This window comes from Pseudomonas sp. W2Oct36 (genome assembly GCF_041060465.1).
GTDB classification, from domain to species: Bacteria; Pseudomonadota; Gammaproteobacteria; order Pseudomonadales; family Pseudomonadaceae; genus Aquipseudomonas; species Aquipseudomonas graminis_B.
In genome coordinates, this window is the sequence record NZ_JAUERW010000021.1 from 14,223 (window position 1) to 40,690 (window position 26,468).

The 26,468-nt window shown below is 62.3% G+C and carries 20 protein-coding genes; 5 read left to right on the top strand and 15 right to left on the bottom strand.

What is annotated here, in order from left to right; genetic code table 11:
* Positions 1-10: 10 nt before the first annotated feature.
* The 4 genes from QWI18_RS21840 to QWI18_RS21855 all read left to right on the top strand — a co-directional run bounded on the left by QWI18_RS21840 (position 11) and on the right by QWI18_RS21855 (position 4,024).
* Positions 11-1,204, top strand: coding sequence for a CaiB/BaiF CoA-transferase family protein (locus QWI18_RS21840; RefSeq protein WP_065988930.1), 1,194 nt, complete (start codon positions 11-13; stop codon positions 1,202-1,204).
* A complete protein-coding gene (locus QWI18_RS21845; protein WP_369319836.1) occupies positions 1,201-2,139 on the top strand; it encodes a hydroxymethylglutaryl-CoA lyase in 939 nt (312 codons plus the stop codon). Before QWI18_RS21840 ends, QWI18_RS21845 begins: the two co-directional genes overlap by 4 nt.
* A 109-nt stretch (positions 2,140-2,248) precedes the next feature.
* A complete protein-coding gene (locus tag QWI18_RS21850; protein WP_065988932.1) occupies positions 2,249-3,586 on the top strand; it encodes an MFS transporter in 1,338 nt (445 codons plus the stop codon).
* Positions 3,587-3,643: 57 nt separating this feature from the next.
* The gene (locus QWI18_RS21855; protein ID WP_065988933.1) at positions 3,644-4,024 is read left to right on the top strand and encodes a VOC family protein; all 381 of its coding nucleotides are present in this window, start codon (positions 3,644-3,646) and stop codon (positions 4,022-4,024) included.
* 95 nt (positions 4,025-4,119) lie between these two features.
* On the opposite strand, the gene tssA is transcribed toward QWI18_RS21855, so the two are convergent.
* The 15 genes from tssA to QWI18_RS21930 form a co-directional block, all read right to left on the bottom strand.
* Positions 4,120-5,220, bottom strand: coding sequence for a type VI secretion system protein TssA (gene tssA, locus QWI18_RS21860; RefSeq protein WP_065988934.1), 1,101 nt, complete (start codon positions 5,218-5,220; stop codon positions 4,120-4,122).
* 101 nt (positions 5,221-5,321) lie between these two features.
* Positions 5,322-5,840 carry a type VI secretion system tube protein Hcp gene (locus QWI18_RS21865; protein ID WP_065988935.1) on the bottom strand — a complete coding sequence of 173 codons (519 nt, stop codon included), beginning with the start codon at positions 5,838-5,840 and terminating at the stop codon, positions 5,322-5,324.
* Positions 5,841-5,999: 159 nt separating this feature from the next.
* Positions 6,000-8,495 carry a type VI secretion system membrane subunit TssM gene (tssM, locus tag QWI18_RS21870; RefSeq protein WP_369319837.1) on the bottom strand — a complete coding sequence of 832 codons (2,496 nt, stop codon included), beginning with the start codon at positions 8,493-8,495 and terminating at the stop codon, positions 6,000-6,002.
* Positions 8,492-9,418, bottom strand: a complete 927-nt coding sequence (gene tagF / locus QWI18_RS21875; protein ID WP_296306482.1) for a type VI secretion system-associated protein TagF — start codon at positions 9,416-9,418, stop codon at positions 8,492-8,494. Before tagF ends, tssM begins: the two co-directional genes overlap by 4 nt.
* Before the next feature lie 79 nt (positions 9,419-9,497).
* Positions 9,498-13,436, bottom strand: coding sequence for a type VI secretion protein IcmF/TssM N-terminal domain-containing protein (locus tag QWI18_RS21880; RefSeq protein ID WP_369319838.1), 3,939 nt, complete (start codon positions 13,434-13,436; stop codon positions 9,498-9,500).
* A 30-nt stretch (positions 13,437-13,466) separates the two neighbouring features.
* Positions 13,467-14,264: a type IVB secretion system protein IcmH/DotU gene (gene icmH, locus QWI18_RS21885; protein ID WP_065988939.1), complete on the bottom strand. Its 798-nt coding sequence runs from the start codon at positions 14,262-14,264 to the stop codon at positions 13,467-13,469.
* Positions 14,261-15,604: a type VI secretion system baseplate subunit TssK gene (gene tssK / locus QWI18_RS21890; RefSeq protein ID WP_065988940.1), complete on the bottom strand. Its 1,344-nt coding sequence runs from the start codon at positions 15,602-15,604 to the stop codon at positions 14,261-14,263. The genes icmH and tssK overlap by 4 nt, the downstream gene beginning before the upstream one ends.
* The gene (gene tssJ, locus QWI18_RS21895) at positions 15,597-16,370 is read right to left on the bottom strand and encodes a type VI secretion system lipoprotein TssJ (protein ID WP_369319839.1); all 774 of its coding nucleotides are present in this window, start codon (positions 16,368-16,370) and stop codon (positions 15,597-15,599) included. The genes tssK and tssJ overlap by 8 nt, the downstream gene beginning before the upstream one ends.
* A gap of 53 nt (positions 16,371-16,423) precedes the next feature.
* Positions 16,424-19,021, bottom strand: coding sequence for a type VI secretion system ATPase TssH (gene tssH, locus QWI18_RS21900; protein WP_369319840.1), 2,598 nt, complete (start codon positions 19,019-19,021; stop codon positions 16,424-16,426).
* Positions 19,018-20,088, bottom strand: coding sequence for a type VI secretion system baseplate subunit TssG (gene tssG, locus QWI18_RS21905; RefSeq protein WP_192130388.1), 1,071 nt, complete (start codon positions 20,086-20,088; stop codon positions 19,018-19,020). The genes tssH and tssG overlap by 4 nt, the downstream gene beginning before the upstream one ends.
* Positions 20,052-21,884 carry a type VI secretion system baseplate subunit TssF gene (tssF, locus tag QWI18_RS21910; RefSeq protein ID WP_369319841.1) on the bottom strand — a complete coding sequence of 611 codons (1,833 nt, stop codon included), beginning with the start codon at positions 21,882-21,884 and terminating at the stop codon, positions 20,052-20,054. Before tssF ends, tssG begins: the two co-directional genes overlap by 37 nt.
* Positions 21,884-22,366 carry a type VI secretion system baseplate subunit TssE gene (gene tssE / locus QWI18_RS21915; protein WP_065988945.1) on the bottom strand — a complete coding sequence of 161 codons (483 nt, stop codon included), beginning with the start codon at positions 22,364-22,366 and terminating at the stop codon, positions 21,884-21,886. The genes tssF and tssE overlap by 1 nt, the downstream gene beginning before the upstream one ends.
* Positions 22,367-22,393: 27 nt before the next feature.
* Positions 22,394-23,896 (bottom strand): type VI secretion system contractile sheath large subunit, encoded by a 1,503-nt coding sequence (tssC, locus tag QWI18_RS21920; RefSeq protein WP_065988946.1) that lies wholly within the window; start codon positions 23,894-23,896, stop codon positions 22,394-22,396.
* A 14-nt stretch (positions 23,897-23,910) separates the two neighbouring features.
* Positions 23,911-24,444, bottom strand: coding sequence for a type VI secretion system contractile sheath small subunit (gene tssB / locus QWI18_RS21925; RefSeq protein ID WP_062387737.1), 534 nt, complete (start codon positions 24,442-24,444; stop codon positions 23,911-23,913).
* A 69-nt stretch (positions 24,445-24,513) separates the two neighbouring features.
* Positions 24,514-25,263 carry a hypothetical protein gene (locus QWI18_RS21930; RefSeq protein WP_296306458.1) on the bottom strand — a complete coding sequence of 250 codons (750 nt, stop codon included), beginning with the start codon at positions 25,261-25,263 and terminating at the stop codon, positions 24,514-24,516.
* 656 nt (positions 25,264-25,919) lie between these two features.
* Between QWI18_RS21930 and QWI18_RS21935 the strand changes: the two genes are divergently transcribed.
* The gene (locus tag QWI18_RS21935) at positions 25,920-26,444 is read left to right on the top strand and encodes a hypothetical protein (RefSeq protein ID WP_369319842.1); all 525 of its coding nucleotides are present in this window, start codon (positions 25,920-25,922) and stop codon (positions 26,442-26,444) included.
* Positions 26,445-26,468 lie beyond the last annotated feature (24 nt).

A 26,468-nucleotide genomic window follows, 5' to 3' on the forward strand; every position in this document is an offset into this window, starting at 1 on the left:
GGTAACCGCTATGACAGGCCCCCTTCAAGGCGTGCGCGTCATTGAAATCGGCACGCTGATCGCTGCTCCCTTCGCCGCCCGCCTGCTGGGCGAGTTCGGTGCCGAAGTGATCAAAATCGAATCCATGGGGCAGGGCGATCCGCTTCGTAAATGGCGAAAGCTGCACGAAGGCACTTCGCTGTGGTGGTACCTGCAGTCGCGCAACAAGAAATCCCTTTCGCTGAACCTCAAATCGCCCGAAGGCATCGACATCGTCAAGCGGCTGGCTGAAAGCGCGGACGTGTTGATCGAAAACCTGCGGCCCGGCGCGCTGGAAAAACTGGGGCTGGGCTGGGACGTGCTCCACGCGTTGAACCCCAAACTCACCCTCGTGCGCATTTCCGGCTACGGTCAGTCCGGGCCCTACCGCGATCGCCCCGGCTTCGGCGCCATCGGCGAAGCCATGGGCGGCATCCGCTACACCACCGGCACCCCCGGGTCGCCGCCGGCGCGGGTCGGGGTCAGTTTGGGCGATTCGCTGGCCTCGATGCACGCGGTGATGGGCGCGCTGATGTCGCTGTTGCGGGTCAAGACCGGCCAGGGCGACGGCCAGGTGGTCGATGTGTCCCTGGCCGAAAGCGTGTTCAACGTCATGGAAAGCCTGGTGCCGGAATACGACATGCTCGGCCACGTCCGTGAACGCAGTGGCGGCGCGCTGCCGGGCATTGCACCGTCCAACACCTACCCGACCGCCGACGGCGCCTACGTGGTCATCGCCGGCAACAGCGATCCGATCTTCAAACGCCTGATGCAGACCATTGGCCGCGCCGATCTGGCCGAGGCCCCCGAGTTCGCCCACAACGACGGCCGCGCCGCCCAGAGCGACAGGCTCGATGGGGCGATCAGCGCGTGGTCGTCGGCCTTGCCCATTGACGCGGTGCTCAAGGCGCTGGAGCAGGCGGAGGTGCCGGCGGGACGGATCTATAACGTCGCGGACATCGTCGCCGACCCGCATTACCAGGCGCGCGGGATGATTCTCGACGCCGATCTGCCCGGCGGGGCCACGGTGAAGATGCCAGGCATCGTGCCGAAACTCTCGGAAACCCCAGGCTCGGTGAACTGGCAAGGCCCCGCGCTCGGGCAGCACACCGACAGCGTGCTCGGCGAGCTGGGCATCAGCGCCGCCGACATTGCCCAGCTCAAGCACAGCGGGGTGGTGCAATGATCACCGACTTCTCCCAGCGCCTGATCGTGCAGGAAGTGTCGCCGCGCGACGGTTTGCAGATCGAGCCGACGTGGGTGGACACCGCTGACAAGATCGCCTTGATCGACCAACTTTCTCTCGCCGGTTTCAGCCGCATCGAAGCCGGTTCCTTTGTTTCCCCCAAAGCCATTCCTGCCTTGCGTGACGGGGATGAGGTGTTCCGTGGCATCCGGCGCCAGCCCTGCGTGACCTACGTCGCCTTGATTCCCAACCTGCGCGGTGCCCAGCGGGCCCTCGACGCAGGTGCCGATGAGCTGAATCTGGTGATGTCCGCCAGCCAGACCCACAACCGCGCGAACATGCGCATGGGTTGCGAACAGTCCCTGGCGGCCTTTGCCGACGTGGTCTCGCTGGCGTCGGGCACAGGCCTGAGCCTGAACGGCTCCATCGCCACCACGTTCGGTTGCCCGTTCGAGGGCCGCATCGATGAAGACCGGGTGCTGGAAATTGTCGACGCCTATCTGGCACTGGGCATGCACGGTATCTCCCTGGCCGACACCACCGGCATGGCCAACCCCCGTCAGGTGTTTGCGCTGGTGCAGCGGGTGCTGAGCCGTGTCCCGGCATCGGCGCTCACGCTGCATTTTCATGACACCCGCGGGCTGGGGCTGAGCAATGTGCTGGCGGCTTACGAAGCGGGGGCGCGGCGGTTTGATGCATCGCTGGGGGGGCTCGGTGGCTGCCCGTTTGCACCGGGCGCCTCGGGCAATATCTGCACCGAGGACCTGGTGAATCTGTGCGATGAAATGGGCATCGAGACGGGCATCGATTTGCCACATCTGCTCACGCTGTCCCGCCGTTTACCGGCCCTGCTGGGCCATGAAATGCCGGGGCAGGTGGCCAAGGCCGGACGCAACCGTGATCTGCACTCGGCGCCGGAAGACTTGCCCGGCTAACGCGCCACCCGTCCCGGTTTCCCCCGACAAACGCGCACGCTCCGCTGCGTGCGCGTCCAGACAACAAAAACAATAGGGCTCTCTCAGAGAGTCGATCTGGAGTATCGCAATGACCGTCTCTGTTCTGACCCCGAACAGCAGCCTCGCCGAGGTTGTGAGCGCCGAAAAGGCATTGATCCGCAAAGTCGCGTGGCGCCTGATGCCGTTGATCATGGTCTGCTACCTGTTCGCGTTTTTTGATCGCATCAACATCAGCTTCGCCAAGTTCCAGTTGCAAACCGATTTGAGCCTGAGCGACACCGCGTACGGGCTGGGTGCGAGCCTGTTCGTGATCGGCTACGTGCTGTTCGAAGTGCCGAGCAACATCATGCTTTACAAGGTCGGGGCGCGGCGCTGGATTGCCCGCATCATGATGTCGTGGGGCATCGCCACGGCGCTGATGGTCTTCGTCACCGCCGAATGGCAGTTCTATGTGCTGCGTTTCATCATCGGCGCCATGGAAGCGGGTTTCGCACCGGGGGTGCTGTTTTACCTGACGCTGTGGTTCCCGCAGACCTACCGGGGACGCATCACGTCAATTCTGTTCCTGGCCTCGGCGTTCGCCGGGCTGCTGGGCGCACCGGTCTCGGGGCTGGTGCTCGGTCATATGGACGGCGTGATGCAGTTGCGCGGCTGGCACTGGCTGTTCCTGCTCGGCGGGCTGCCGTGTATTGCCCTGGGGTTTGCGGTGCTGAAGCTGCTCAAGGACCGTGTCGCGGACGCGCACTGGCTGACCGACGCCGAGAAGACGTATCTGTCGAGCCGCATCGCCCGGCATGAGCCGAACAAGCATGGGGGCTCGCTGCTGACCGCGCTGAAAATGCCGGGCTTCCTGATGCTCGGGCTGATTTATTTCCTGATTCAGGTGGCGTCCTATGGGCTGAACTTCTGGGCGCCGCAGCTGATTCGCAGCGCGGGCGTCGAAAGCCCGGTGATCATCGGGCTGCTCACGGCCATCCCGTACATCTTCGGCGCCATCAGCATGATCGTGGTCGGACGCCTGTCGGACGCCAGCGGTGAACGCCGCAAATTCGTCTGCGGGCTCATGGTGCTTGGGGCCATCGGCTTCTTCAGCGCCGGTTTCTTTGCCCAGCACACCAGCCTGTTGATCGTCTCCCTGGCCATGCTCGGCGGCGGGATTGTCGCCGCCATTCCGGCCTTCTGGACCCTGCCGCCCAAGCTGTTGGCGGGCGCAGGTGCCGGCGCGGCGGGCGGCATTGCGCTGATCAACACCCTGGGGCAGTTCGGCGGCATCGTCAGCCCGGTGATGGTCGGCGGGATCAAGGACCTCACCGGCACCACGACGCCTGCGCTCTACGTCATCGGCGTCAGCAGCCTGATCGCGGCGGGCCTGTTAATGTGGGCATTGCCGCAGAAGCTGAGAACGCTGGACAAGAACGACCACTGAGGTCCGTGCCCCAGGACTGCCTGACGGTCGACCTCATTAGCCCACGGAGCGCACTCAATGATTGATCACCTCGACCATCTGGTTCTGACCACTGTGGACGTGGAGGCCTGCAAGGATTTCTACGTTCGCGTCATGGGCATGCAGCTGGAAACCTTCGGCAGCGGCCGCCTGGCGTTCCGCTTTGGCAACCAGAAGATCAACGTTCACGAGCGCGGTCACGAGTTCGAACCCAAGGCCCACCTGCCGGTGCCCGGCGCGCTGGACCTGTGCTTCATCGCCAGCCAGGGCCTCGACGCGGTGATTGCGCACCTGCAGGCGCAGCAGTGGCCCATCGTCGAAGGGCCGGTTCAGCGCACCGGCGCGACAGGGCCGATTCGCTCGGTTTACGTGCGTGATCCCGATCTCAACTTGATCGAGATTTCCGAATTGAAGGGCTGACAGTGCTGGTCGCTCCCTCAGGATCCGCGTCTGCCTTTAACCACTGCGGCGGAGTCAGTTTTGAGGAGGGCGCGGTTGCCCGTCAGGGTTTTGTGTCAACCCTTCGGCTCTTTCGTGCCCAGCACGTCGCGGATGCTGTCGACCACGTTGCTGTCCTTGATGACGTCGCTGAGCCAGCCTTCCAGGGGCATGTTGCCCCATTTGATCGCGCGTTCGATCAGGTACGGCACCGGGCTTTGCGGCTCGGTCTGTTTGAAGAACTGGGCGACGCCGGCGAGCATCGTAAAGGCTTCGTCGCGGGTCAGCGGCGTGGTGCGCAAGGGCGCTGACGCGGTGTCTTTCACGGTGATGGTCATGGCAGGCCCCGCAGCGGGTTGATCGGCCGGTTCGGCGACAGGCTCGGCGGTCGGTTGGGCAGGCGCGGGATTGATTTCCACGCCGCGGTCCTTGAGCAGTTTTTCAGCCAGTTGCGCGGCGCGGGAAAGGATCTCGCTCAGGCCGGCAAAGCTCGGTGCTTCGCTGCCGAACAGGCGATCGGCTGTGTCCTGCAACTGCCGGCAGGCCTGCAGGCTGTCGGTGATTTCCGAGGCCTTGCGCAGGAAGTGCTCGGTGTCGGTCAACACCACGGAACGCTGAAAGATCTCCGCGTTGATCTTGCCTTCGTCCAGCGCGATGCGCATGGCCTGCGGGTTTTGCAGCGCCAGGTTCTCGATGTGCCGTGACTCGTCGTAGCGCAGCAGGCCGAACTGATCGCCCTGGGTGATCGGCAGTCCCCCCACAACATCGGCCAGGGTGGTCTTCAGCCAGGCCAGGCGGGCGGCGCGCTCTTCCAGACCTTCGTCCAGCGCCGGGAACAGGTCATCCCAGAAGCGTTCGAGAATCCGCTCGGCCAGGGTCAGGCCGAAGGTGATGCCGACGAAGTGGTATTTGTGCGCCAGGGCTTCACTGAGCCAGGCGACCAGCATCAGGTCCTTGCTCTGCTGAGCAAGGCCTTGTGCAGCCAGGGTGATCGTCAGGTCCCAATCCGAGGATTTCAGATCGGTCTGCCAGTCACCCTGGGTCAAGTAATCAGGGTCCGCTCGACGAGCTTCCTTGACGTTGTCGAACAGCGTGGAAAAGCTCAGGTCTTCGCCGCTTCCTCCATTGATCGGCGCTGTCAGTTCGGTCAGTGAAAGGTCGTTGAGAAATTCAGACATGGTCAACTCGGGATAAGAAAAAAGAACACCGCGTCGATCCAGCCGACGCGGTGTTGAATACGGTCCGCTGCCCCAGGCAACGGACCGCTGTGACTACTCGATCAAGCGAAAACCTTGTTGGCCGTACGGTCCCAACCGCCGGTGACGTTACCGCCACCCTGGCCATCGGCACGGCTTTGTTGGGTGTAGGTGGTTTTGATGCGAGCGAAGTTGAAGCTGATTTCTTCGATCGGCAGGTCGCTGACGGCTTTGTCTTCGCCATCCTGACTGCCACCGGCAACGGCCTTGACCGACGACACTACAACCTCTTCCAGGTTGATGGTCAGGTAGGTCAGCTTGTCGCCGCCCGCACGGTTGACGTTCAGCTGGATCTTGGCGATGTGAGTGCCTTTGCAGCACGCTTCAAACAGCTTCGCAGAGGCCTTGTCGACCGCTTTGCGGATGCTGAAATCGCTCAGTGCAACGCGCTCGGAGGACGCACCGCCCGAAGAGCTGGCAGTCGCCGACGTCGCTTGGGTGGCGCCGTACTCGTAGCCGAGTACTTCAATCCAGTCCTTGTGCTTGTCATCCAGAACTTCGCCTGGAATGCCGTCGATCTGAATATATGCGTCAAATGCCATTTCTTGATTCTCCTTTCTTGCAGGTTGGGGCCAGCCGTCCAGCGGCCGGATCACGCCCCTTGATTTGACCCCTTTGAAGATTCAAAAGGATCGGTTGCCGCTGCCCGGGCCTTCATACAACAGGCCCGGGCGCCGGGTTCTTCAGGTGCCTGCGCGCGATCAGTTGAGCGCACGCACCTCGATTTCTACGCGTCGGTTCGGCTCCAGGCACTGGATCAACTGCGCACGCGGCTGCTGCATGTCGCACTTGACCAGCGGCTTCTCGCTGCCTTCGCCGACGGCTTCCACCAGCTCGGCGGGCACGCCCTTGCCGACCAGGTAGGTCTTGATGGTTTGCGCCCGCTGCCTGGACACCTGCAGATTGCCCTGGCGGTCGCCGAGCTGGTCGGCGTGACCGGCGATGACGATCTTGCCGATGTTCGGCGTGCTCAGCAGCTTGCCGGCAATGGCGCTCAGCTGACTCTGGCCCTCGGTTTTCAGGCTCTGGAAATCGGCACGGCCGAAGGCAAACAGGGTGTCCGATTCCAGGGTGATGGTCTCGATGGAGCGCAGCGATTGCGAGAGCAGGCTGTTGATGTAATTGCGCGAGCTGGAGGTCAGGAACGCGTTGTCGAGAATTCTCGGCACGTCGGGTTCGTGGATCTGGTCGCTGTAGAAGTTGACCTGGCGGCTGGCGAGCTCGTAGTCCGTGCCCGAGTTCGTCGCAGCGCCCGTCGCGCCGATGGTTTTGCCGGTCTGTTTGGCGATGGCCGGGTACCAGTAGTCCGGGATCTTCGCCTTGAGGAAGGCCGGGTCGGCTTTCTCTCGCTGGGAGCGCGAGAGCTGAACGTAGGTCTCCAGGGTGGCCTTGCCGAAGTCGGCGATCGACTGCGCGCGGTTGTCGTTGGGCAGGGCGCGCGGCTCGACGCTGTCGACGCCGGTCACCGGCATCAGGTCCTTGGCGTTGCGCTGATAGACCTTGATCGTGGTCAGCAGGTACAGCGAGCGGGTGAGGTTGTCGGCGGTCGGCTTGAGCATGACCGTTTCCAGCCGGTTGAAGTAACGCCCGCGCACCAGCGGCTCGACGTTATAGCCCTGATAAAGGCCCAGACGCAGGCGCAGCGGCACGCCCTGATCGTGGTGCCTGGCGTAGTAATCGGCGGTCTGGAGGCGCAGACGGTCCAGGGTTTGCCAGTCGGTGTACTGCGCCGGCGTCCGATCGTCCTGGGCCGCAGCGGCGGTCAGTTCAGACGACAGCGTCTGTATCTCGCTTTTGTTGTTCCAGTACGACCAGCCCCACGCGCCGCACAGCAGCAGCGCAATCAGGCTGGCGCCGCCGACCCACGCGGCCTTGCGACGGCGTTCCCGAACATTGCTGGTGTACAGCGCGACCAGATGCTGGTCGGGAATGATCACCTTGCGGAACAGGCTGTTGATGAACAGCGGCTGCGGCTGGGCGTGGCCGCTGGCAGCGGACTGCTCGGCCTCCAGGGAGAAGCGCTCGCTGACCTGACGGGTGTGGCCGCCCAACTCGGGCGCATCGGCATCCAGCGCACTTGTGAAGTAGAAGCCGCGCAGCAGCTCGGCATGCTGGTACGGATTAGCGCGCAGCAGGGCATCGACGAACAGTTGCAGCCGAGGCTTGAGCGCGGCGAGTTCCAGCGGGAACCGATACACCGCTGAATCCCGGCGGGTGATCTGAATGTCCTGCAACACCAGTTGCTGGCTGGCAACTTCTTTCCAGTAGTTGACCAGTTCGTCCATGGCCACGCCGAAACGCTGGGCCCAGTCGGCTTTCTCGTAGTCTTTGTGGGTGAAGGTCTTGCCCATCACTTCGCCACGGGCCACCTCGTCGAACTGGCGATAAAACGGCGCGAAGCCCGGCACCAGGTCGCATTTGGTAAAGACCAGGTAAATCGGCAGGCGCACTTCCAGCAGCGAATAGGTTTCCTGAAGGCGTTCACGCAGGCGCTTGGCCAGACGTTCCTGATCTTCCAGCGAGGCCTGGAGGATGTCGTGGATGCTCACCGTCACGATCAGCCCGTTGAGCGGACGACGCTGGCGGTGCTGGCGCAGCAGCTGCAGGAAACCGCGCCATTTCCCGGCTTCTTCCTGATCGGTCATGTAGCGCCCGGCGGTGTCCAGCAGCACCGCTTCGGAACTGAAGAACCAGTCGCAATTGCGCGTGCCGCCCAGCCCGGCGACCCGAACGCCTTCTCGCTCGGCGTACGGGAAGTTCAGGCCGGATTGATAAAGCATGGTGCTCTTGCCGGCGGCGGGCTGACCGACCACCAGATACCACGGCAGGGCGTACAGCGCGTCCTTGGCACGGGTGCCGTTCGGGGTGTTGCTGCGCAGGCGATCGATGCTTTGCAGCAGGCGTTCGCGCAGCAGACTGACTTCTTCCCGGTCCGCCGGGCTTGCGTTCAACACCGCTTGATCGGCGTCGTCGCGCAGCACGCCTTCGAGGTTGTGCTGCCGCGAGTTGCTCCTGTAGAGATACAGCACGTAGCCGATCGAGAGCAGCAGAAAGACAGCGATGCCGGTCAGCAGGCTGCCCAGGGAACTGAAGTCCAGCGCGCGGCCCAGCCCCCAGACGATGAAGATCGTCAGGAAGAAACAGATCCCCAGAATGTAGGGTTGGTAGCGCAGCAGGTAATACTTGAGCTTGTTCATACGGACTTCACATCCAGCGCGTCGACACAACGGTCGATGACGTCAAAAAGGGGGCGATCGGTGTCAGGAAACTCAGGCGGCCGGTGGTGTTCGTCGAATGCCGCGAAGTCCGCCAGTACGTCGTAATGCTCAGGCCGCTCGGTCGGGTCGGCCAGCACCGTGTACAGGCCGGTGTTGCTGCGGGACGGGAAGCACAACAGTTTGGGCCGCATAAAGTCGTCGGCCAGCACGCTGACCTGGGGCGACACACGGCCGGTTTTCATCCGCGTCAGCCAGTCGATCCAGAGGTCCGCTGTCGGGTTTTTCAAGCCGCGTTCAGCGGGCAGCGGCAGGCTGATGCCCAGCGCTTGAGCGTGGTTCAGCGGGCGGCGCAATGCATTCAATCGGGTCAGTACGGCGTTGGTGACGAACTCCGGGTAGGCCTGTTCCAGCGCCGTGGCGATGTCCCGCAGGTTGAAGTTGCGCAGGAACTTCTCGTGCACTTGGCGGAACAACGCGAAGTCCTGACCCTGCAACGGGCGCAGGGCCTTGATCCGTTCGAACAGCACCGCCGCCTGCTCGCCCTGGGCACCGAGGTGCAGCAACGGTTTGATCTGCGCGCAGAACAACTCGCTCAAGGTGAACGGGTTGACCAGCGGCTCGCCATCGCCTGCCTTCACGGTCTGGAAGATGAACAGCGGGTAGCGCCGCTGGCTGGAGTCCATCGAACTGACCAGACCGCCCAGCAGCCAGTTGCCCGAGCGCGCGCGGTACGAGAAGAAGCACACCGGCAGGCGATCGAATCGCGCCTGCCAGTCGTCCTGCGAATGAATCGCCGCGAGCGACGCCTGCAGCCAGCCGTCGAATTCGCACACGTCATCCGCGGCGCCGTGCAGGCTGACGAAGTCCGCGCTCGACGGCAGCTTGCCGAAGCAGCCGATCATCGACGGCGCTCCCGACCGTTCACCAGCCCGCCCTCAACCCCGCCTTCAGGGCCGCGTTCAACCACCCGCGCAACCCTCATCACTTGGCCGACCCTTCCGCCACGAACTTGGACGGCGAGCTCAGCGCGCTCAGGGATTTGACGTTGGCCAGGTCGGTCAGCTTGACGCCGCCGTAGTTGCGCACCGCGAGGCTGACCTGACCATTGGCGGTGTTCCAGCTGAAGCGTTGCTGGATGCCGTCGAGGTCATCAACCCGCGCGCTGTCGTTCATGCGCAACAGGCCCCAGCGACCGGGGTAGTCGAACACGGTGATGCGTTCGCCAGTCAGCGTCACCACGTCAAGACGTGCGCCCGGTGCGGTGGTGGTGCCCGGCCAGGAGAAACGGCTCCAGCTGGTTTTGCCGTTGCGGTAATGCTGCACCTGACCGTCGAGGGTGAAGATGATGTCGGTGAAAAACGCCGACGGCTCCAGCATGATTTCGAAGCCGTTTTCCTTGTCCGACAGGCTGGCGATGACCTGGCCGAGGGAGCTGGCCTTGTCGATGCTGGTGACCATGTTCGGGTTCACCAGCGGCGCAGCCTTGGCGCCGCTGCCCATGCCCAGGCCTTCACCACCGGACAGGTTGCCGATTTCGTTGCGCTTGAAGTTCGGCAGCAGGCCGGACTCGGGGTCGACGAAACGCTGCAGGTCTTTTACCGACGCTTCGTTGCGGCTGCCGGCGGCGATCGGATAACGGTGCGCCATGACTTGCTCCCACGGCTTGGCGATCTGCTGTGCCCAGGCCTTGGCGATCTGCTGGCCGGCCGGGTCGCGCAGGGTTTCCCAGGCGAACTGGATCGGCAGGCTGAACAGGCCCTGCAGCGATTCCGACAGGCTGCCCCGGCTGGTGTCCACCGTGGTCTCGACGTAGTTGCGCACGTTGGTGACTTCGCTCGGCTGACCTTCGAGGGTTTCGCTGATCAGTTGCTTGCTGCTCTTGCCGACGTCCTGGGAGCGCTGAATGTTGTTCATCCGCACTTTCAGTTTGCGCAGCGCCGCCAGGTAGCGATCCATGATCGTGCTGTCGGCGCCTTCGGCGTTCTGCGTCGCGAAGACCCGCGACACCGGCTCGAAGCGCTGGGCCAGGCTGCCGTCGTCCACCGGCGGCAGCGGCGAGAGCATGGCGGCGGTCGGCACTTGCGGGCCGCTGACCAGTCCGGTGACCTTGCTCCAGAAATCATCGGGCTTCGGCGTGCCGGCCTGTTGATTGACCTGGGGCGCGGGTACGTCCCACTGGGTGTTGTCGTTGACCCCGGACAGCAGGATTTTCACCGGCGAGTTCTGCACGTCGCTCAACAACGACAGCTGTTGCGTGGCGTTGGCCATGTCGGTGAAGTGGCGCACGCCAACGCTGCTCAGCAAGGTGTACCAGGACTGCGCGTAGTCACGCTTGTAACGCGCCATGAACTCGCGCATGAAGTTGGCTTTCTGAATGATGCTGTCGCCGCCGTCGCCGTCCAGAACCCAGTCGGACTCGTTGCGCAGGTTGCTCGACATCAGTTTGATCAGCTCGGGTTTGACGAAGCCGTCCCAACCCTGGCGGGTGAAGATCGCCGGCACTGCTTCGCTGCCGTAAAGCAACTGGCGGCCGGGCAGCGGCACCAGCTCGTTGAGGCCCACGGCCGGGAACTGGCGACTGGCTTCCAATTGCAGGCGCAGGTATTCACGGTCCACCAGCGAGCTGGAAATCATGAACGACTTGAGGCTCCTGCGGGTTTCTTCGACCAGTTGATCATTGCGGGGCAGGGCAGGGGCCTGTCCGGTCTTGAGTAACTGCACGTACATCGGCACGTTGTCGGCGATGACCTCATCGCTGACCGGGCTGTCTGCCGAAGCGGTGTTGCTCCAGGCGACCGGCAAGGCGGCGCTGACGAATTCCGGGTCCGAGTGGACACTCGGTTGGGTCAGCATCAGGTACAGCTTGAGCGAGTTGTAGGACTCGATGATCGAGGCGACTTGCTGCTCATCCAGGCGGCCAAGCATTTCTTCGGACAACGACAGCCCGCCGGTGGTGGCCGACAGTTCTGCCGCGTCACTGGCCGAGGCCGGGTTGCGCAGATCGGCAAGCGCCGCCTCGCGGGCCTTGGTCACGTTGCTGCGCACGGCGCCTTTCAGACGACTGCCGACATCACCGACGCTGCGCGGAATGCTGCTCAAACTGGGTTTGCCGCTGTTGGCGGCAAAACTGCGCACGCCGCGATCGGCCAGCTTCTGGCCCTTATCGTTTTTGCTGCCCGGCTTGCCACCTGATTTGCTGGCCGTGGCAGCGAGTTCGTTCTGAGGGTCCACGGATTTGGTGAACTCATTGAACGCCCGCATCTGCATTTGCAGCTTCAGCGCCACCGGCTCAAGGGCCTGGCTGCGCAGTTGCTGGAGATAGGCCGTTTGCGCGGCGGCAAAGATCTCGTCACCGCGGTACAGGCCGGCACTCAGTTGCAGCGGCACGCCTTTGGCGCGGTGTTTTTCGATCAGCGCCAGCTCATTGCGCAGCAGCTCCAGGCCTTCGCCTGCCGCCATGCGCTGGGCACGATCGGGGGCATCGCTCAGCTCGGTCAGCTTGTCTTGCAGGGCAGCGATCCATTCGCGGTTGTGCTGAAACGACAGCGCTTGCCAGCCGATGAAACCCAGGCCGGCGAGGACCGCAGCGGCGAGGACCACCGGGGTCATTGACGTGTCGCGGCCATCGCGGGACTGGTACGAGGTCAGCGCGCGATCGGGGAAGATCACCCGGCGGAAGGTGTCGGTGATGAAGTAGCTGCGGTCGCCGGTCTTCCTGCCGCCCGCTTGCGCCAGATGGGCGCCTTCGTGTGCCGGCTGCAGGGCAAAGGCCTCGGCGAGATCGTCGTCGAACACCTGGCTCAGCTGCTGAGCGGTCTGCAACGCGCTGGTGAAATACAGGCCGCGCAGCAGCAACGGGCTGCCGTGGCTGGCCGGCTGGGTGAAGTGTTCGAGGAACGGCACCAGCACGCCCGACAGATCGGCGAAGTAATTGGGGAAGTTGAGCAACGCGCTGTTGGCGTCGGAACCGAGCCTGATCATCTGCGCATCGACGTGACGCTGCACGCCGTTGTGCAGATTCTTCAGCTTGCCGTCGAGGACCGTCTTCAAGCCCTGGCTGCGGATTTCCGACAGCGCAAACGTCATGCCCAGCGGTTGCTGACGCTCGTTCAGGTCCAGGCCGTCGAAAGCCTGATTAAAGCCCGGCAACTGGTCGGTCTTGCTCAGCATCAGGTAGATCGGCGGGTGGGCGTCGAGGCTGCGGCTGTATTCCTCGATCCGCGCGACCAGCTGGATCGCCATTTCCGCACGTTCATGGGCCGTTGCCGCCAGCAGTTCAGGCAGGCTGACCACCAGCACCAGACCATTGATGGCGGTTTTCTTGCGCTGCTTTTTCAGCAGTTGCAGGAATGCGGTGAATTCGCTCGCCGACTGGTCGTCGTTCAGGTAACGGCCGGCCGTGTCGATCAGCACCGCTTCAGGGCTGAAGTACCAGTCGCAGTGGCGGGTGCCGCTTTCGCCACTGCTCTGGCCTCCGGCGGTGGTGGCCGACAGCCCCGAGCGGGTCAGCAGCGACGTCTTGCCGGCCGCTGACTGACCGATCACCAGGTACCACGGCAGCTCATACAGTGCCGACGAACCGCCGCCGCCTGCCGAGCGATCGGCGCGGAGCATGGTGATCGCGTGCTTGAGGCGGTCGCGCAGTACCTGCTGGTCGCGGAAATCGCCGTCGGCCGGCAATGAGCGGTCGACTTCATGGTGCACCAGACGCTCGAGATTGCGCTCCGCGGACATGCGCCGCAGCTGGCGCAATACGCCCACGAAGACGTAGAACGCGCTGACCACCAGCATGACTTGAAGCAGGTATTCCCGCGACCATTGGCTGCGCGCCGCAACGACCACGCACGCAACGAGACTCGCCAGCCACAGCGCGATGAGGATGAACCAGAAACTTTTTAGAGCGCGAAGTAGTGTTTTCATGTCTTCCTGACTCGCTTACCCGAGCAGTGCTCAGGCACTGAACAATTGGCTGATGTGTTCGGACAATAAGGCGACGTCCTTGCCCAGCAGCCAGTCCAGCGTCAGGTAAACCGCCAGACAGACCAGCGCGATGAGCGCCAGGTAGACCCACACCGGCACCTCGTGGCGCAGCATCTGCGAGACCTGATCCGGCAGTGCCCAGTCCGGCGACAGCGCTTTGGGCGTCTTGCGATAACGGGCGATGTCCTGGCCGAGGGTGTTGGCCAGATAGCGCAACTGATCCTTGCCTTCACCGACGCTGAATTTGCCTTCGAACCCCAGGGCCAGGCACAGGTGATACACCTCTAGCACGTCGAGGTTGCGCTTGACGTCGGCGCGCAGGGTTTCGATCTTGTCGAAGAAACCTTCGCCGGCCAGGTGCACGCCAAAGTGGCGGAACTGCAGCGGCGACACTTCGATGTGCCGGCGCAGTTCGTTGACTTTCTCGGCCGGCGCCGCCAGTGCAGCATGGGCTGAAGTGGGCGAAGCCTCGGCGTTTGCCACGACCGGCGCCTCGGGCATTTTGGCCCGCAGCACGCTTTCGTCGAGAAACGCGCACAACGCGTATTGCGTGTCCTTGACCTGCTCGACGCTGTAATTGGAGGCGCGGGCTTCTCGCTCCAGGGTTGCGAAGAAACTGTCGACGCTCTCCTCGAACGCGCGGACCGAGGTCACTTGACGGCCACGACGCAGGATCAGCGCCATGCTGATGAAGTCCTGCACCAGGTCTTTGAGGGTCGGTTTTGGCTGGTCGGCGGCCATGGCGCCTTGCATTACGGCTTCGCTCATTTGAGTACTGCCATCAGTTCAAGCTTGAGGTTGGTGAAAGCGCTGGGTGCGTAGAACGAGATCGCCTGGGCGCTCATCATGCGTTCGTAGACCCGGCCATGGGGTTCGATCGAGAAGTAGTGGTTGTCCAGACGCACTGGAATGGCGTTGGGCAGCCGTGTCGAATGGTTGAGCGTGGCGCCGGGCATGGCGCTGTTGACCACCACTTCGATGTCTTCCGGGGAGCCGACCTTGACCGCCCGTGGCACCAGTTCCAGCAGGCTGGAGCCGGGCATGTCGGCGTGCACGGAAATATAGAAATCGGCATCGACCAGTCGTGGGTCGTGCAGCTGACCCTGCCAGTACGAGGGCTTGGTCTGGGTCAGGTTGATGACGATGCACTGGTTCGGGATCACGTTGTCCAGCAGCGTGCGGATCATCTGGTCCAGCGTGACCAGCGACGCCGCCGGGTCGTGATGGTTGTACTCGGGGATGTCGTTGAGCTCGACGTCCAGCGAGAAGGTCAGCAAACCACCGGCCAGTTCTGCCAGGAACAGGTACAGACGCTCCGGGTGCAGGCGCGGGTGGGCCAGCAAGTGCGCCAGATTCGGGTACGCGCGGTTGACCGTGTTGAGCAACCAGAACAGCGTGACGTCGCTGGAACCGAACTCGGCGATCTGATCAGCACGTTCCCGGCGGCGGCCGGAGAGCGCCTTGCTCTTCGAGTGCAGGGCGCCGAGCAGACGCTTGCCCAGGCCGATCAGGGTTTCGTGGGTGCCCAGGTGCAAGGTCGGATGCACGAAGTGGGTGTCGAGACTGAAACCGCCGATGTTGTTGCGCGACAGCCGCGCGATCGGGCAATAGCTGTAGCCGTCCAGCGTGTCGCCGTCGATCAGCATGACCACGTTCAGGCGCAGGCTGGTGATCTCGTTTTCCAGATCGCCTTCGTTGAGGTCGGGCAGGGTGTCGAACTGCTTGCGATATCGGCGCGCGCTTTTCTGCTCCTGGCCGTCTTCAACGTAATTGAGGCCGAACGGCTCAGGCAGTTTCAGGGCGGCGTAGACCTTGAAGTCATTGCCTTTGAGCAACTCGCGCAAATCCCGCGCCGCCGGCAGCGGATCGTGGCCCGGCGCATCGAACAGGCTGCCGTCCGGAAACACCAGCTTCAGCCGCTTGAATTGCAGCGAACCGCTGGCCAGCGCTTCTTCGTCGATCTGCATGGCCTGCACGCCCCAATGAAAGGGCGTGGCGCGCAGCGTCGATTCGCTCAGCTGGTGCTGGTGGAATTCATCCTGGTACTGGAAGTGCTGTGGCAGAAGAAACATGCCTTCGGACCACATCACGCGGCTCTGCTTACTCATGAACGCCTTCCACTAATGAATCGAATTTTGATTGCGCGCCTTTCTGAGCGGAGTCGACCGCCGTGTCCTGGGCCTTTTGCACCGCCGCGTCCTGCACCTGTTGAGTCAGGGACGGATTGACTGCATTGGCGGCGGGCGCGGCCGTGGGCATGACGTTGCTTTTGGCGAACTGCGCTTCGGTCTGCGGCTTGTTCAGCACGTCATTGCCGCGCACCGCCAGTACGTGGTTGTTGTCGACCAGCACGCGCAGGCCGTCCGAGGAAAACCAGATGCCGTCCTTGCGCAGGGAGTTGGCATCGAAGGCGACTTTCCAGTGGCTCTTCTCGTCGGAGCGGAAGAACGCAGCGATGCCGACATAACCAGTGGCCGTGTTCAGCGGCCACTGGTCGATCTGGCCCATGCCCGGCAGCAGGGTGATTTCCTGGCTGTCGATGAGCGTGTTGCCAAGGGCCTGCTGCGGGTTGTCCCACAGCGAATCGGCGTCGATGGACGCAAAACGCTCCAGCGCCGTGAGCTGATAGACCCGCAGCACGACCGACAGCGGGCGGCCGCTTTCATCGGGGTTGAGCTGGTTACCGCCGTCGGCCTTCAGAATGACTTTTTCCTTGTCGCCGAACAGCATGTCACCGGCCCAGGTGTCATCGACGCGCTTGCTGGCGCGGTCGGTGATGCCGCAGGCGGTGAGCGCCATCAGGACGGTCAAAAGGGTCACGCGGGTGGCCCAGCTGGCCCCGGCGTAAAGACGTTCCCTGTTTTGCATATTCATGACTGCATACCTATGAATGCTTGATCAATCCAGCCAACTCCCTTCCAACCCAATCAAAGCAAGCGGTAGGCGAAACCGCCGTCGCTGCCCAGTTCGATGTGCAGGCTCTGAATCGGTTTGTCCTGGGCCATGCGTTCCAGCACGTGCTGGGAGAGTTCCGGCATGAGGGTCTTGGACAGAATGTTGTCGATGTTGCGTGCGCCGCTGTCGACCTCGGTGCAGCGCGCCGCAATGGCCTTGACCAGCGCCTCGTCGTAACCGAGCACGGCTTGATGATTGCGCTCGAAACGCTTGCGAATACGCTCCAGCTTCAGGGCAACGATGCGCTCCAGAATCTCGTCCTGGACCGGGTAGTACGGCACGATGGTCAACCGCCCGAGGAAGGCGGGCTTGAACACCTGGTTCAGCTCGTCGCGCAGGTCCTCGACGATCTCGTCCGGGGTCGGCTGCTCGGTGGTGTTCAGGCAGCGCTGCATGATGCGATCGGTACCGGTGTTGGAGGTGAGGATGATCACCGTGTTACGGAAGTTGATCTCGCGACCTTCGCCGTCATCCAGCACGCCCTTGTCGAAGACCTGGAAGAACAGCTCAAGCACGTCCGGGTGGGCTTTTTCCACTTCGTCCAGCAACACCACGCTGTAGGGTTTGCGACGCACCGCTTCGGTCAGCACGCCGCCTTCGCCGTAACCGACATAACCGGGAGGGGAACCCTTGAGGCTGGAAACGGTGTGGGCTTCCTGGTACTCGGACATATTGATAGTGATGACGTTACGCTCACCGCCGTACAGTGTGTCGGCCAGCGCCAGAGCGGTTTCGGTCTTGCCAACGCCGCTCGGGCCCAGCAGCAGGAACACGCCGATGGGCTTGTTCGGGTCTTCCATGCGCGCGCGGGAGATCTTGATGCGTTTGCCGATCTCCGCCAGGGCGTGATCCTGACCCAATACGCGCTCCCCCAGCAGTGCCGGCAGGCGCTGAACGGTGTCGATTTCGTTGCGCAGCATCTTGCCCAGCGGGATGCCGGTCCAGCCGGAAATCACCTCGCCGATGGTGCCGCCGTCGACCAGTGCGTGGACCAATGGCTGCTCGCCCTGAACGTCTGCCAACTCGGCACGTACGGCGGAAATCTCGCTCACATCGGGGGCCTCGACGCTGCCCAGTTCGGCCAGTTTCTGCACCAGCTCCAGCTCGCGCTGCCATTGCTGTTCCAGCGTCTCGCGGGTCTTTTGAACGCTCTGCAATTCATCGTTGAGCGCGGTCAGACGGCGGGAGTGGTCACTGCCCTTGGCGGCTTCCTGCTGCAGCACGGCAATCTCGGCCTGCACGTTGTCGATCTGACGCTTGCAGTCTTCCAGCGGGCCGGGCTGCGCCGACTGCGCGAGGGCCACGCGAGCACAGGCGGTGTCGAGCACGCTGACGGCTTTGTCCGGCAACTGACGCCCGGTGATGTAGCGGTTGGACAGGCGCACGGCCTGCACCAGCGCTTCGTCCATCACCGTGACCTTGTGGTGCTCCTGCATTTTGCCGAGCAGGCCACGGAGCATGTAGATGGCTTTGTCTTCGTCCGGCTCCTCGACCTTGACCACCTGGAAGCGGCGGGCGAGGGCGGCGTCTTTCTCGAAGTACTTTTTGTACTCCGCCCAGGTAGTCGCCGCGATGGTGCGCAGTTCGCCCCGTGCCAGTGCCGGCTTCAGCAGGTTGGCGGCATCGTTCTGCCCGGCCTGACCACCGGAGCCGATCAGCGTGTGGGCTTCGTCGATAAACAGAATGATCGGGTGCAGGCTGCGCTTGGTTTCTTCGATCACTGACTTAAGGCGGTTTTCGAACTCTCCCTTGACCCCGGCGCCTGCTTGCAACAGGCCCAGATCGAGGGTGTGAATCGCCACGTCCTTGAGCACCGACGGCACGTCGCCCTGAACGATACGCAACGCCAGGCCTTCAACGACCGCGGTTTTACCCACGCCGGCTTCACCAGTGAGGATCGGGTTGTTCTGCCGGCGACGGGTCAGGATGTCGACCATCTGCCGCACTTCGAACTCGCGGCCCAGCACCGGATCGATGCGGCCGTCGCGGGCGCTCTGGGTCAGGTTGATGGTGTATTGATCCAGCCCCGGCGTTTTGCCGTTGCCGTGAACGGCGCGGCCGTTGGCGGCTTTCGGGCTCTCCAGCGGGCTGGCCAGGCCCGACTCCGGGCTGCCTTCGACCAGCGCGGCGAGGTTGACCCGCAGGTCGTCGGCGTTGATTTTCTCCAGCTCAGGCGCGGAGGCCACGACCACACGGTGCAGCTCGTCATCGTCCAGCAACGCCTGAATCAGGTAACCGGTGCGGATCTGGCTCTGGCCAAACTCGATGGACGCCAGGACCCAGGCCTGCTCGATCATCCGCGTGATGTGCGGCGACAAAGCCGGCGTGCGCGTGTTGCCTTTCTTGAAGGTGCCGAGGGCGGTGACCAACTGCGCCTGCAAGCGCTCGGGGACCACGTCGTAGTGACGAAGGATCGCTGGCAAGTCGTTGTCGTTGTTTTCCAGCAACTGCAGCAGCAAGTGCTCGACTTCAACGTCGTAATGGTTTTCTGACAAGCACAGGGCGGCAGCGCCTTCTGTGGCTGTGCGACTGGTTTCGTTCAGTTTGGCGAACAGCGACTTCAGGTTCACAGTGAGACCCCATCAAAAGGAATATGGAAAAGAGCACAACGGGCCGGCTCGACATCGGCGCCCGGACGTTTCAACCAGCCCAGCCACCCCAGCGCGACGTTGCCCTGACGGCCGATCTTCGCCAGCGGCACCGCCTCGCGCTTGAGGGTCGGCGCGATCTGGAAATCCAGGTGCGCGCCGATGTAAAAACGCACCAACTCCACCAGCTTCTGGTAGTCCTCGGTGCCGGGCTGAAAACGCTGGTAATCGGCCAGCGCCAACGGGCCGATGTCGAGGCGTACGGTGGACTGGTAATCCCAGACCCGGTTGCCGACCACCGCGCTCTGCCCGAGGGCGGCGTTCTTGCGGCCCAGCTGCGTGCATTGGCTGACGTCGAGCTTCAGCCAGCGCCCGGCGAATTGCCGGACCTTGAACGGCAGCGAGAAATAAAAGCTCAGCATCACCTGCAGGTTCAGCGCGTTGCGCGGCTTCTGCGCGAACATCCCCGAGAAATAGCTGAACAGCTCCCGACGCAGGGGCGAGCCTTCAGGGGCGAACTTTTGCTTCTGCGCCTGCGGCCCAAGGCCCACCAGATGAAGCAGGTAGCGATCGAAGTCCGACGTGCCGTTGCGCTCGTACTCGATGTAAAACTTGTACTTCTGCCAGGCCTCGTAGAACAGCGTGGTCATGCGATGGGAAAACACGTCAAGAAACGCGTGGGCGGCGTCGTCGCGGTACTGAATATGGCGTTCCAGCAACAGCTCGGTGTACGGGCGCGGCAATACGCCGGACGGCCCGACCAGACCCATGAACGTCACCTGCACTTCGGTCAGCGGCAGCCCGGCCGCAGACACCTTGCCCTCGCGCTCAAACTTCAGGTCGCTGACTTCGCTCGCCGGAAAATTCAGCGACAGCTGCGAGCGAAAGCGCAACGGGTCTTCATGGGGCCGCGTCTGCAGGTCCATTCGCCCGTTCCTGCTGTAGTGCAGGCGGAGCAAACGCACCAACTGAAAGAATTCGAATCGGTGCGGCTCAGCCCGTGCCTGGTCGATCAGACCAGGGGTTGATCGCCGGTTCGCGGGGGCCATTGGACCACTCTCTTTTCGCGCTGCAAGGTGCGCAGGGTTAATTGGGTAAAGCTGTTGATCGAGCAGTACTGGCCGAAGAAATGGTCGAGGACCATGCCGAACAGAAACACGCCGCTGCCGGTGTATTGGCTTTCATCGAATTTGAGGGTGATGCCCACGCCGCGCACGAAGTTCGGACGCGGGTGGCCGATCCGCGCGACCACCGGCTCGCTGCTCACCGAGAAAATGCCGTTGATCTGCTTACGGATCGCCGAGGTGTTGCGGTAGTTGTAGAGCGACAGCAATTCCAGCAGCACGTCGCGGCCTTTGCTGACCAGCGACATGTGGTTCAGCGACAGGTGCGAGACCAGGCGCCAGATGACCCCGTTGCCCAGTGGCACGCGCACCGATGCGGTCGGTTTGCGCAGGCAGCGGATGTCGTCAATGACCGAGCCTGCCGGGACACTGAAGTCCCCGCGCGCGCCGCCGAAGGGCAGAAGTGAAGGCAGGTCACGGTTGCTGCAGGTCAGGCGGATACTCAAGGTATCGCTGGCCGAGTTGATCAGCTCCAGGTCCCGGTCGACCACCCGAATGAACATGTCGGTGCCGTCCCGTTGCCGGCTCTGGGAGGGGCGTCGGCGGGCGATCCAGAAGCTGTTGCCCGGCCCCTGATCGGCGCGCGGCTCGAAGAACGGATGGCAGCTGGTGACCTGCTCCAGCCCGCCGACTTTCTTGACCCGGCGCACCTTGTCGATGGACACCACCTCGGCCGTGTTTTGCATGCGCACGTCCGGAATGATGGCGTATTCATGCTGAGCATGGGTCAGGGTGATTGGCTCGGCCTGCTGGCGGAACAGGTTGATGATCGGCGTGCAGTTGAGCTTGAAGTTGGCGCGGCCGATGTTCTGCGTCAGGCGCGCCAGGCGGTCGTGCAGGTCGTAGTCGGAGAAGTAGAAATTGATCTCGACTTTGCCCAGCGCCTTGCCCGCCAAAATGCGACCGAAACCGGACAGGTCGAAGAACATGAACTTGTCCGGGAAGGTGAAATATTCGTGCAGCAGCCGGTAGCCAAGGAACGAACGCTCCGAGTAATCCACCAGCCCCTCATCCAGACCATAGCCGACCGCCTTCAGCGCATTGGCCGGCAGGGCCACTTCGCGCATACGGCCTTCGTCTTCGAAGGTCAGCGTGGCCTTGGCCAGGTTGTTGAAGAGCAATTCGTACAGCTGCAGCATCAGTGTGCTTTCGCCGTCGAGGAAGAAGCGCAGCGAGTCCAGCTCCATCTGCCCGAACAGCACGTCGGAGGTCGCCGTCAGGCCGATGCGCAGACGCGCCACCAGATCAGCACTGTGGCCGTTGAACGCCGAGCGCTCCATTTCGACGAACGAAGCCTGCTGCACGCTGATCGGCCACAGGTCGACCGGGTAGCACGTACGGAACTTGCACACCACGCTGTCGATGGGCGTGGCGTGGATCTCGGTGTGACGCGCAACGCGATAGGCCTCGGTGACCTTCTCGTTCTTGCCCAGGGTGAACTCGACGATGGACATCGACGGGGTAGGGCGCAGGTAGTGCGGGTACAGCACCTCAAGGAACGACTCGACGATTTCCGGAAACTCGTCATCGAGCTTCTTGTGCACCCGCGCCGCGAGAAACGAAAACGCCTCGATCAAGCGCTCGGTATGAGGGTCCTCGCAGTTATCGCCCTCGATGAGCAACCGCGAAGCGATTTTCGGGTACTGGCTCGCGAACTCCTGGCCCAGAAAGCGCAGGTGCGACAGTTCCTTTTCGTAATAGGGGAGCAGGTCGTCGAGCATCAGTTGAGGTTCTGTACTGTGTATTCCTGGGTATTGACCTGCAACACCGCGTCAAATGAAACCTGACGGGAGATGTCTTGCAGGCGCAGTACGGCGTCCACGCGAAAGGTCAGCATGCGTTGGCCGGTTTGTTGTGCGAGCAGTTGTACCTTGACGCTGCGAAAGCGCCGGTCGCCGTCTGAAATCGCCTTCTCCAGCTGCTGCTGAATCAGGTAACGGTCCTGGGGGTCGAGCACGCTTTTGCTGGTGAAATCGGGCATGCCGTAATCGAGGATCGTGCCGGGCAGTTGCGGGAAACCGGCGAGCTCGCCAGCCACCAGGGACTGACGGGTGTTCACCAGGATCTCCAGGTCACGCACGATGCTGGCCTTGTAATCGGCCAGCGAACACAAGCGTTGCGCCGAGGCTTCAACGGACTGGTGCGGACGGTCGTCCAGCAACCGGTCCAGCAGTGACGGCAACAACTTGTGTTGGCTACTCATGTTGCCTCCCTGGCAGACCCGGACCGGTTAACCGCGTGTGGATTGCGGCAGTTCTGCGACCAGTCGCAGCGACGCCGTCAGTTCATCCAGTTGGTAGTGCGGACGCAGGTACGTCACCGCTTTGTACACGCCCGGCTTGCCCGGCACTTCGAAGACTTCGGCGCGGGCTTCACGCAGCGGGAACTTGGCCTTGGCTTCCTGGCTGGCGGTGTCGTCGAGCAGCACGTAGCTGGACAGCCACTTATTGAGGAACATCTCGACGTCTTTGCGTGAAGCAAAGCTGCCGACCTTGTCGCGCATGATCGCTTTCATGTAGTGAGCGATGCGCGAGGTGGCGAAGATGTACTGCAACTGCGCCGAAAGACGGGCGTTGGCGTTGGCGATGTCGGTGTTGTATTGCTTTTGCTTCTGGGTCGACTGGGTGCCGAAGAACGCCGCGTAGTCGGTGCCCTTGCAGTGCACCAGCGGGATGAAACCGAGGTCGGAGAGTTCTTTCTCGCGGCGGTCGGTGATCGCGATTTCAGTCGGGCACTTGAGGGCGATTTCGCCGTCATCGGTCTTGAACGTGTGGGTCGGCAGACCTTCCACCAGACCGCCGCCTTCAACACCACGAATCGCCACGCACCAGCCGTAGCGGGAGAATGCGTCAGTCACGCGGGTGCCGAGTGCGTAGGCAGCGTTCATCCACAGGTATTTGTTATGGTCGCGGCCATCGACGCTTTCGACGAAGTTGAATTCTTCGACCGGCGTGGTATCCGGGCCATACGGCAGCCGACCCAGCACGTGGGGCAGGGTCAGGCCGACGTAGCGGGAGTCTTCGGAGTTACGGAAGGACTTCCACTTGGCGTATTCGACGGTGTCGAAGATCTTCGCCAGGTCGCGCGGGCCGGACATGTCGGTGAACGAGTCCCAGCCGAACAGCTCGGGCGACGCGGCCGAAATGAACGGCGCGTGGGCAGCGGCGGCGACGTGGGAGATCTCTTCGAGCAGGTACATGTCTTCCGGGTTACGGTTGAACTCGTAATCACCCAGCAGCATGCCGAATGGAGCGCCACCGAAGGTGCCGTACTCTTCTTCGTAGATCTTCTTGAACAGCGCGCTCTGGTCGAATTCCGACGAGGCCTTGAGGTCGCGGACCAGGTCTTTCTTCGAGGCGTTGAGCAGGTGAATCTTCAGCGTGGTGCTGGTCTCGGTCTGGTCGACCTGGTATTTCAGGCCACGCCAGGATGCTTCCAGTTGCTGGAATTCACGGGCGTGCATGATCTCGTTCATCTGCTCGGAGAGCATCGAATCGATCTCGGCGATGCGCGCATCAAGCACGGCGATCAGGTCTTTGCTTGGCGTCATTTCGCCTTCCAGCACCTGACCCACCAGCTCGCCGATCAGATCACGGGTGCGGGTGCGTTCGGTTTCGGAGCGGGCGACACGGCTTTCGGAAATGATGCTGTCGAGCAGCGAGGACTGCGGGGCGAAGTTTTCCACTTCAACCAGATCAGTGTCCTGCTGGGCCACGGTTTGTTTGTCGTTCATGGTCGTGCTCCTGCTTACTCTTTGGCGTCGGTGGCGGGAACGGCGGCTTCACGACCGAATTCCTTGCCCAGCGTTTTCAGCTTCTCGGTGTTCTGCAACACGTCCATCAACAGCTCTTCCAGCTTGTCGTTGCCGCCCATCTTGTTGCGCAGGTCGGCGAGCTTGTTGCGCACTTCCAGCAGCTTGCGCAGCGGCTCGACTTGCTTGACGACGTTCTGCGGCTCGAAGTCTTCGAGGGCGTTGAAGTTGAGCTCGACGCCCAGCTGCGTGCCGTTCTTGGCCAGCGTGTTATCGACGCGATAGGCCAGGCGCGGCTTGATGCCTTTGAGCACGCCATTGAAGTTGTCGCGGTCAATGAAGATGAATTTGCGATCCTTGAGCTTGGGCAGCGGCTCAAGGGGGTTGCCGGAAAAATCGCCCAGCACGCCGACGACAAAGGGCAGCTCTTTCTTTTCCTGAGCATCGCCGATGTCGACGTCGTAGGTGATGTGGACCCGAGGGGCGCGAACGCGGTCGAGTTTGTGCTGGGTACTTTCCTTCTTCGCCATCGTGTTCTCCTGTGCGAGCAACTCGCTGCAAGTCATTTTGCGTGTCGGCTCGACGTTGAGCCGAGTGCTTTACAGTCCTTCGATCGTCATCAGCAGGCGCTGACGAATCTCATCTTTCATGTCCATGATGCTGTCCTGGCCCACCAGTTCTTCAAAACTGGCATTCCCGGCAATCTGCGTGCTGCTGCGAATGACCGAGTCGTCCGGCAGCGTCGAGCGCACCGGGGAGCTGATCACGCAGAACGGCAGTTCGCCAAAATCCTTCAGTCGCTCAAAACTCACCGGAAAGCGCAGGCCGTCGAACAGACGCCCCAGCCCCGGTGATTTGCTCACGCAGTAAAACAGCACCAGGTAGTGCACGACGAAGCGGTACAACTCGGCGCTGCTGCGATTGGGGTCTTTGATGACGCTGCGAAAGCGCGCCAGGTCAAAGGAGTTGAAACCGATCACCCAGCGGGTCGGGCTGGTGATGCGGATGGTCTGACCGCTGTCGGCCAGGACCTTGTCGTATTCCAGCGGAAACAGCTCGGGCGTGGTGCTGATCAGGTTCAGCGGCACTTCCATCTCATTGACCAACTGGAACGGAGACGCCGAACCAATCCTGTCGTAGAGCTCCTTGAGTTCCTTGAAGTGATGCTGGGTTTCCCGGCCACTGCTGCGCTGGGCACCCTGCAGATACTCACCGAACAGATTCTGAGGGCGAATCAACAGCGCCAGCGTGGCCAGGTAATCGGACGCCTGTGCTTTGAGCGCGTCGGAAATAGCCCGGGTCTGGCTGCGCAGCTTTATGAGTGCTTCTACGTCAAACGTTTGAGTCATTGGTACATCGTCCCTGAACCCTTCTCAACAATGCGGCGAATGCGACGAGACAGCGTGAAGAGATACGCGTTGCCCGGCTGGCACACCTTCTCGAGAAGCAGTCCGGATGAACGTCATCCCGAAAACTCGCTGCGAAGATTAGGCGCGTGAAACGTGGCCGAACACCGATAGCTAGTAGCCAGCAGTGTCAGCTCAGGCAGTTAATTGTGTGGGAAAGTTCCTACAGACGCGAAGTTTTTCTCAGATTTGATACAGGCCGCAATGATGCTTTATGGCCACTACGGGCGCTGCGGTGGGCTTGGAAATGGCTCCAGGCCTTATGGTTAAAGGGCTGCAGGGATTTATTGGATCCCTTTGGCGCGTGTAAAGAAAAGGGCGGAAAGGTGAACCGGTTCACCTACTGATCTGAACTAAGCGGGCAACTAAGGAAAACCGATGCAAAAGCGCTTTGCTGGAGCGGTGACGAATCTGTGGTTTTTTGTGCGGCGTCTGGATTTTCTCGGGCGCGGGGTGGTGTAGTTTGCCGGGGCGTGGCTTGGGTCGATGGCTTGGGTTGAGCGTCGTTGTTGTGGAAGGGATGTATCAAGGGAGCGGGTGATGGGAGTGCGAGGTTGGTTGAGGGCATTGCTGGGGCGCGAGGGCGGGTGGAGAAGAGCGTGCCGAGTTCGAATTCGGCGTCAGCTTCTGTCGGCGGCGAGGAGCGGGGGCAGGAGGAGCCGTCGTCGCGGGTGCAGCAACTTCTCAGCGGGTTGCCGGTTTGTCAGGCGCCTAGTGCGTTCGCGACGCCGCCGCCCGTTTGTCCTTCGGTCTGGGAAAGAGATAAGGCATTACTCGCCCGGTATCACGCCTATGTGGACGACGCCGAGAAGATTGGCTGGCGAGCGCTGCCAGACGCTTCTCGGGAAGAGGGACGTCAGCTTGCAGCGCAATGGCGGTCCAGGGCGATCGACCTTTCCAACGCCAAAGCCACCGAGCAATGTGACGGAATTTACTGGTACTTCCAGAGCGCAGCCATCGCTTCACTTTTTGCGGACGGACCGGAATCGGAAGCTTTTGCCCGCTACAGGAGGGACGCGGAATCGTATCGGGGATGGAGCAGGGTCGGGGGTCAGGTGCAACTGTTTGATGAGTATGTGACCGTGATTGCGTCTGGCGCACAGCTGAGGCAGGGCGCTGAGTGAAGGGGTGACTGGTTGACTGTTTCC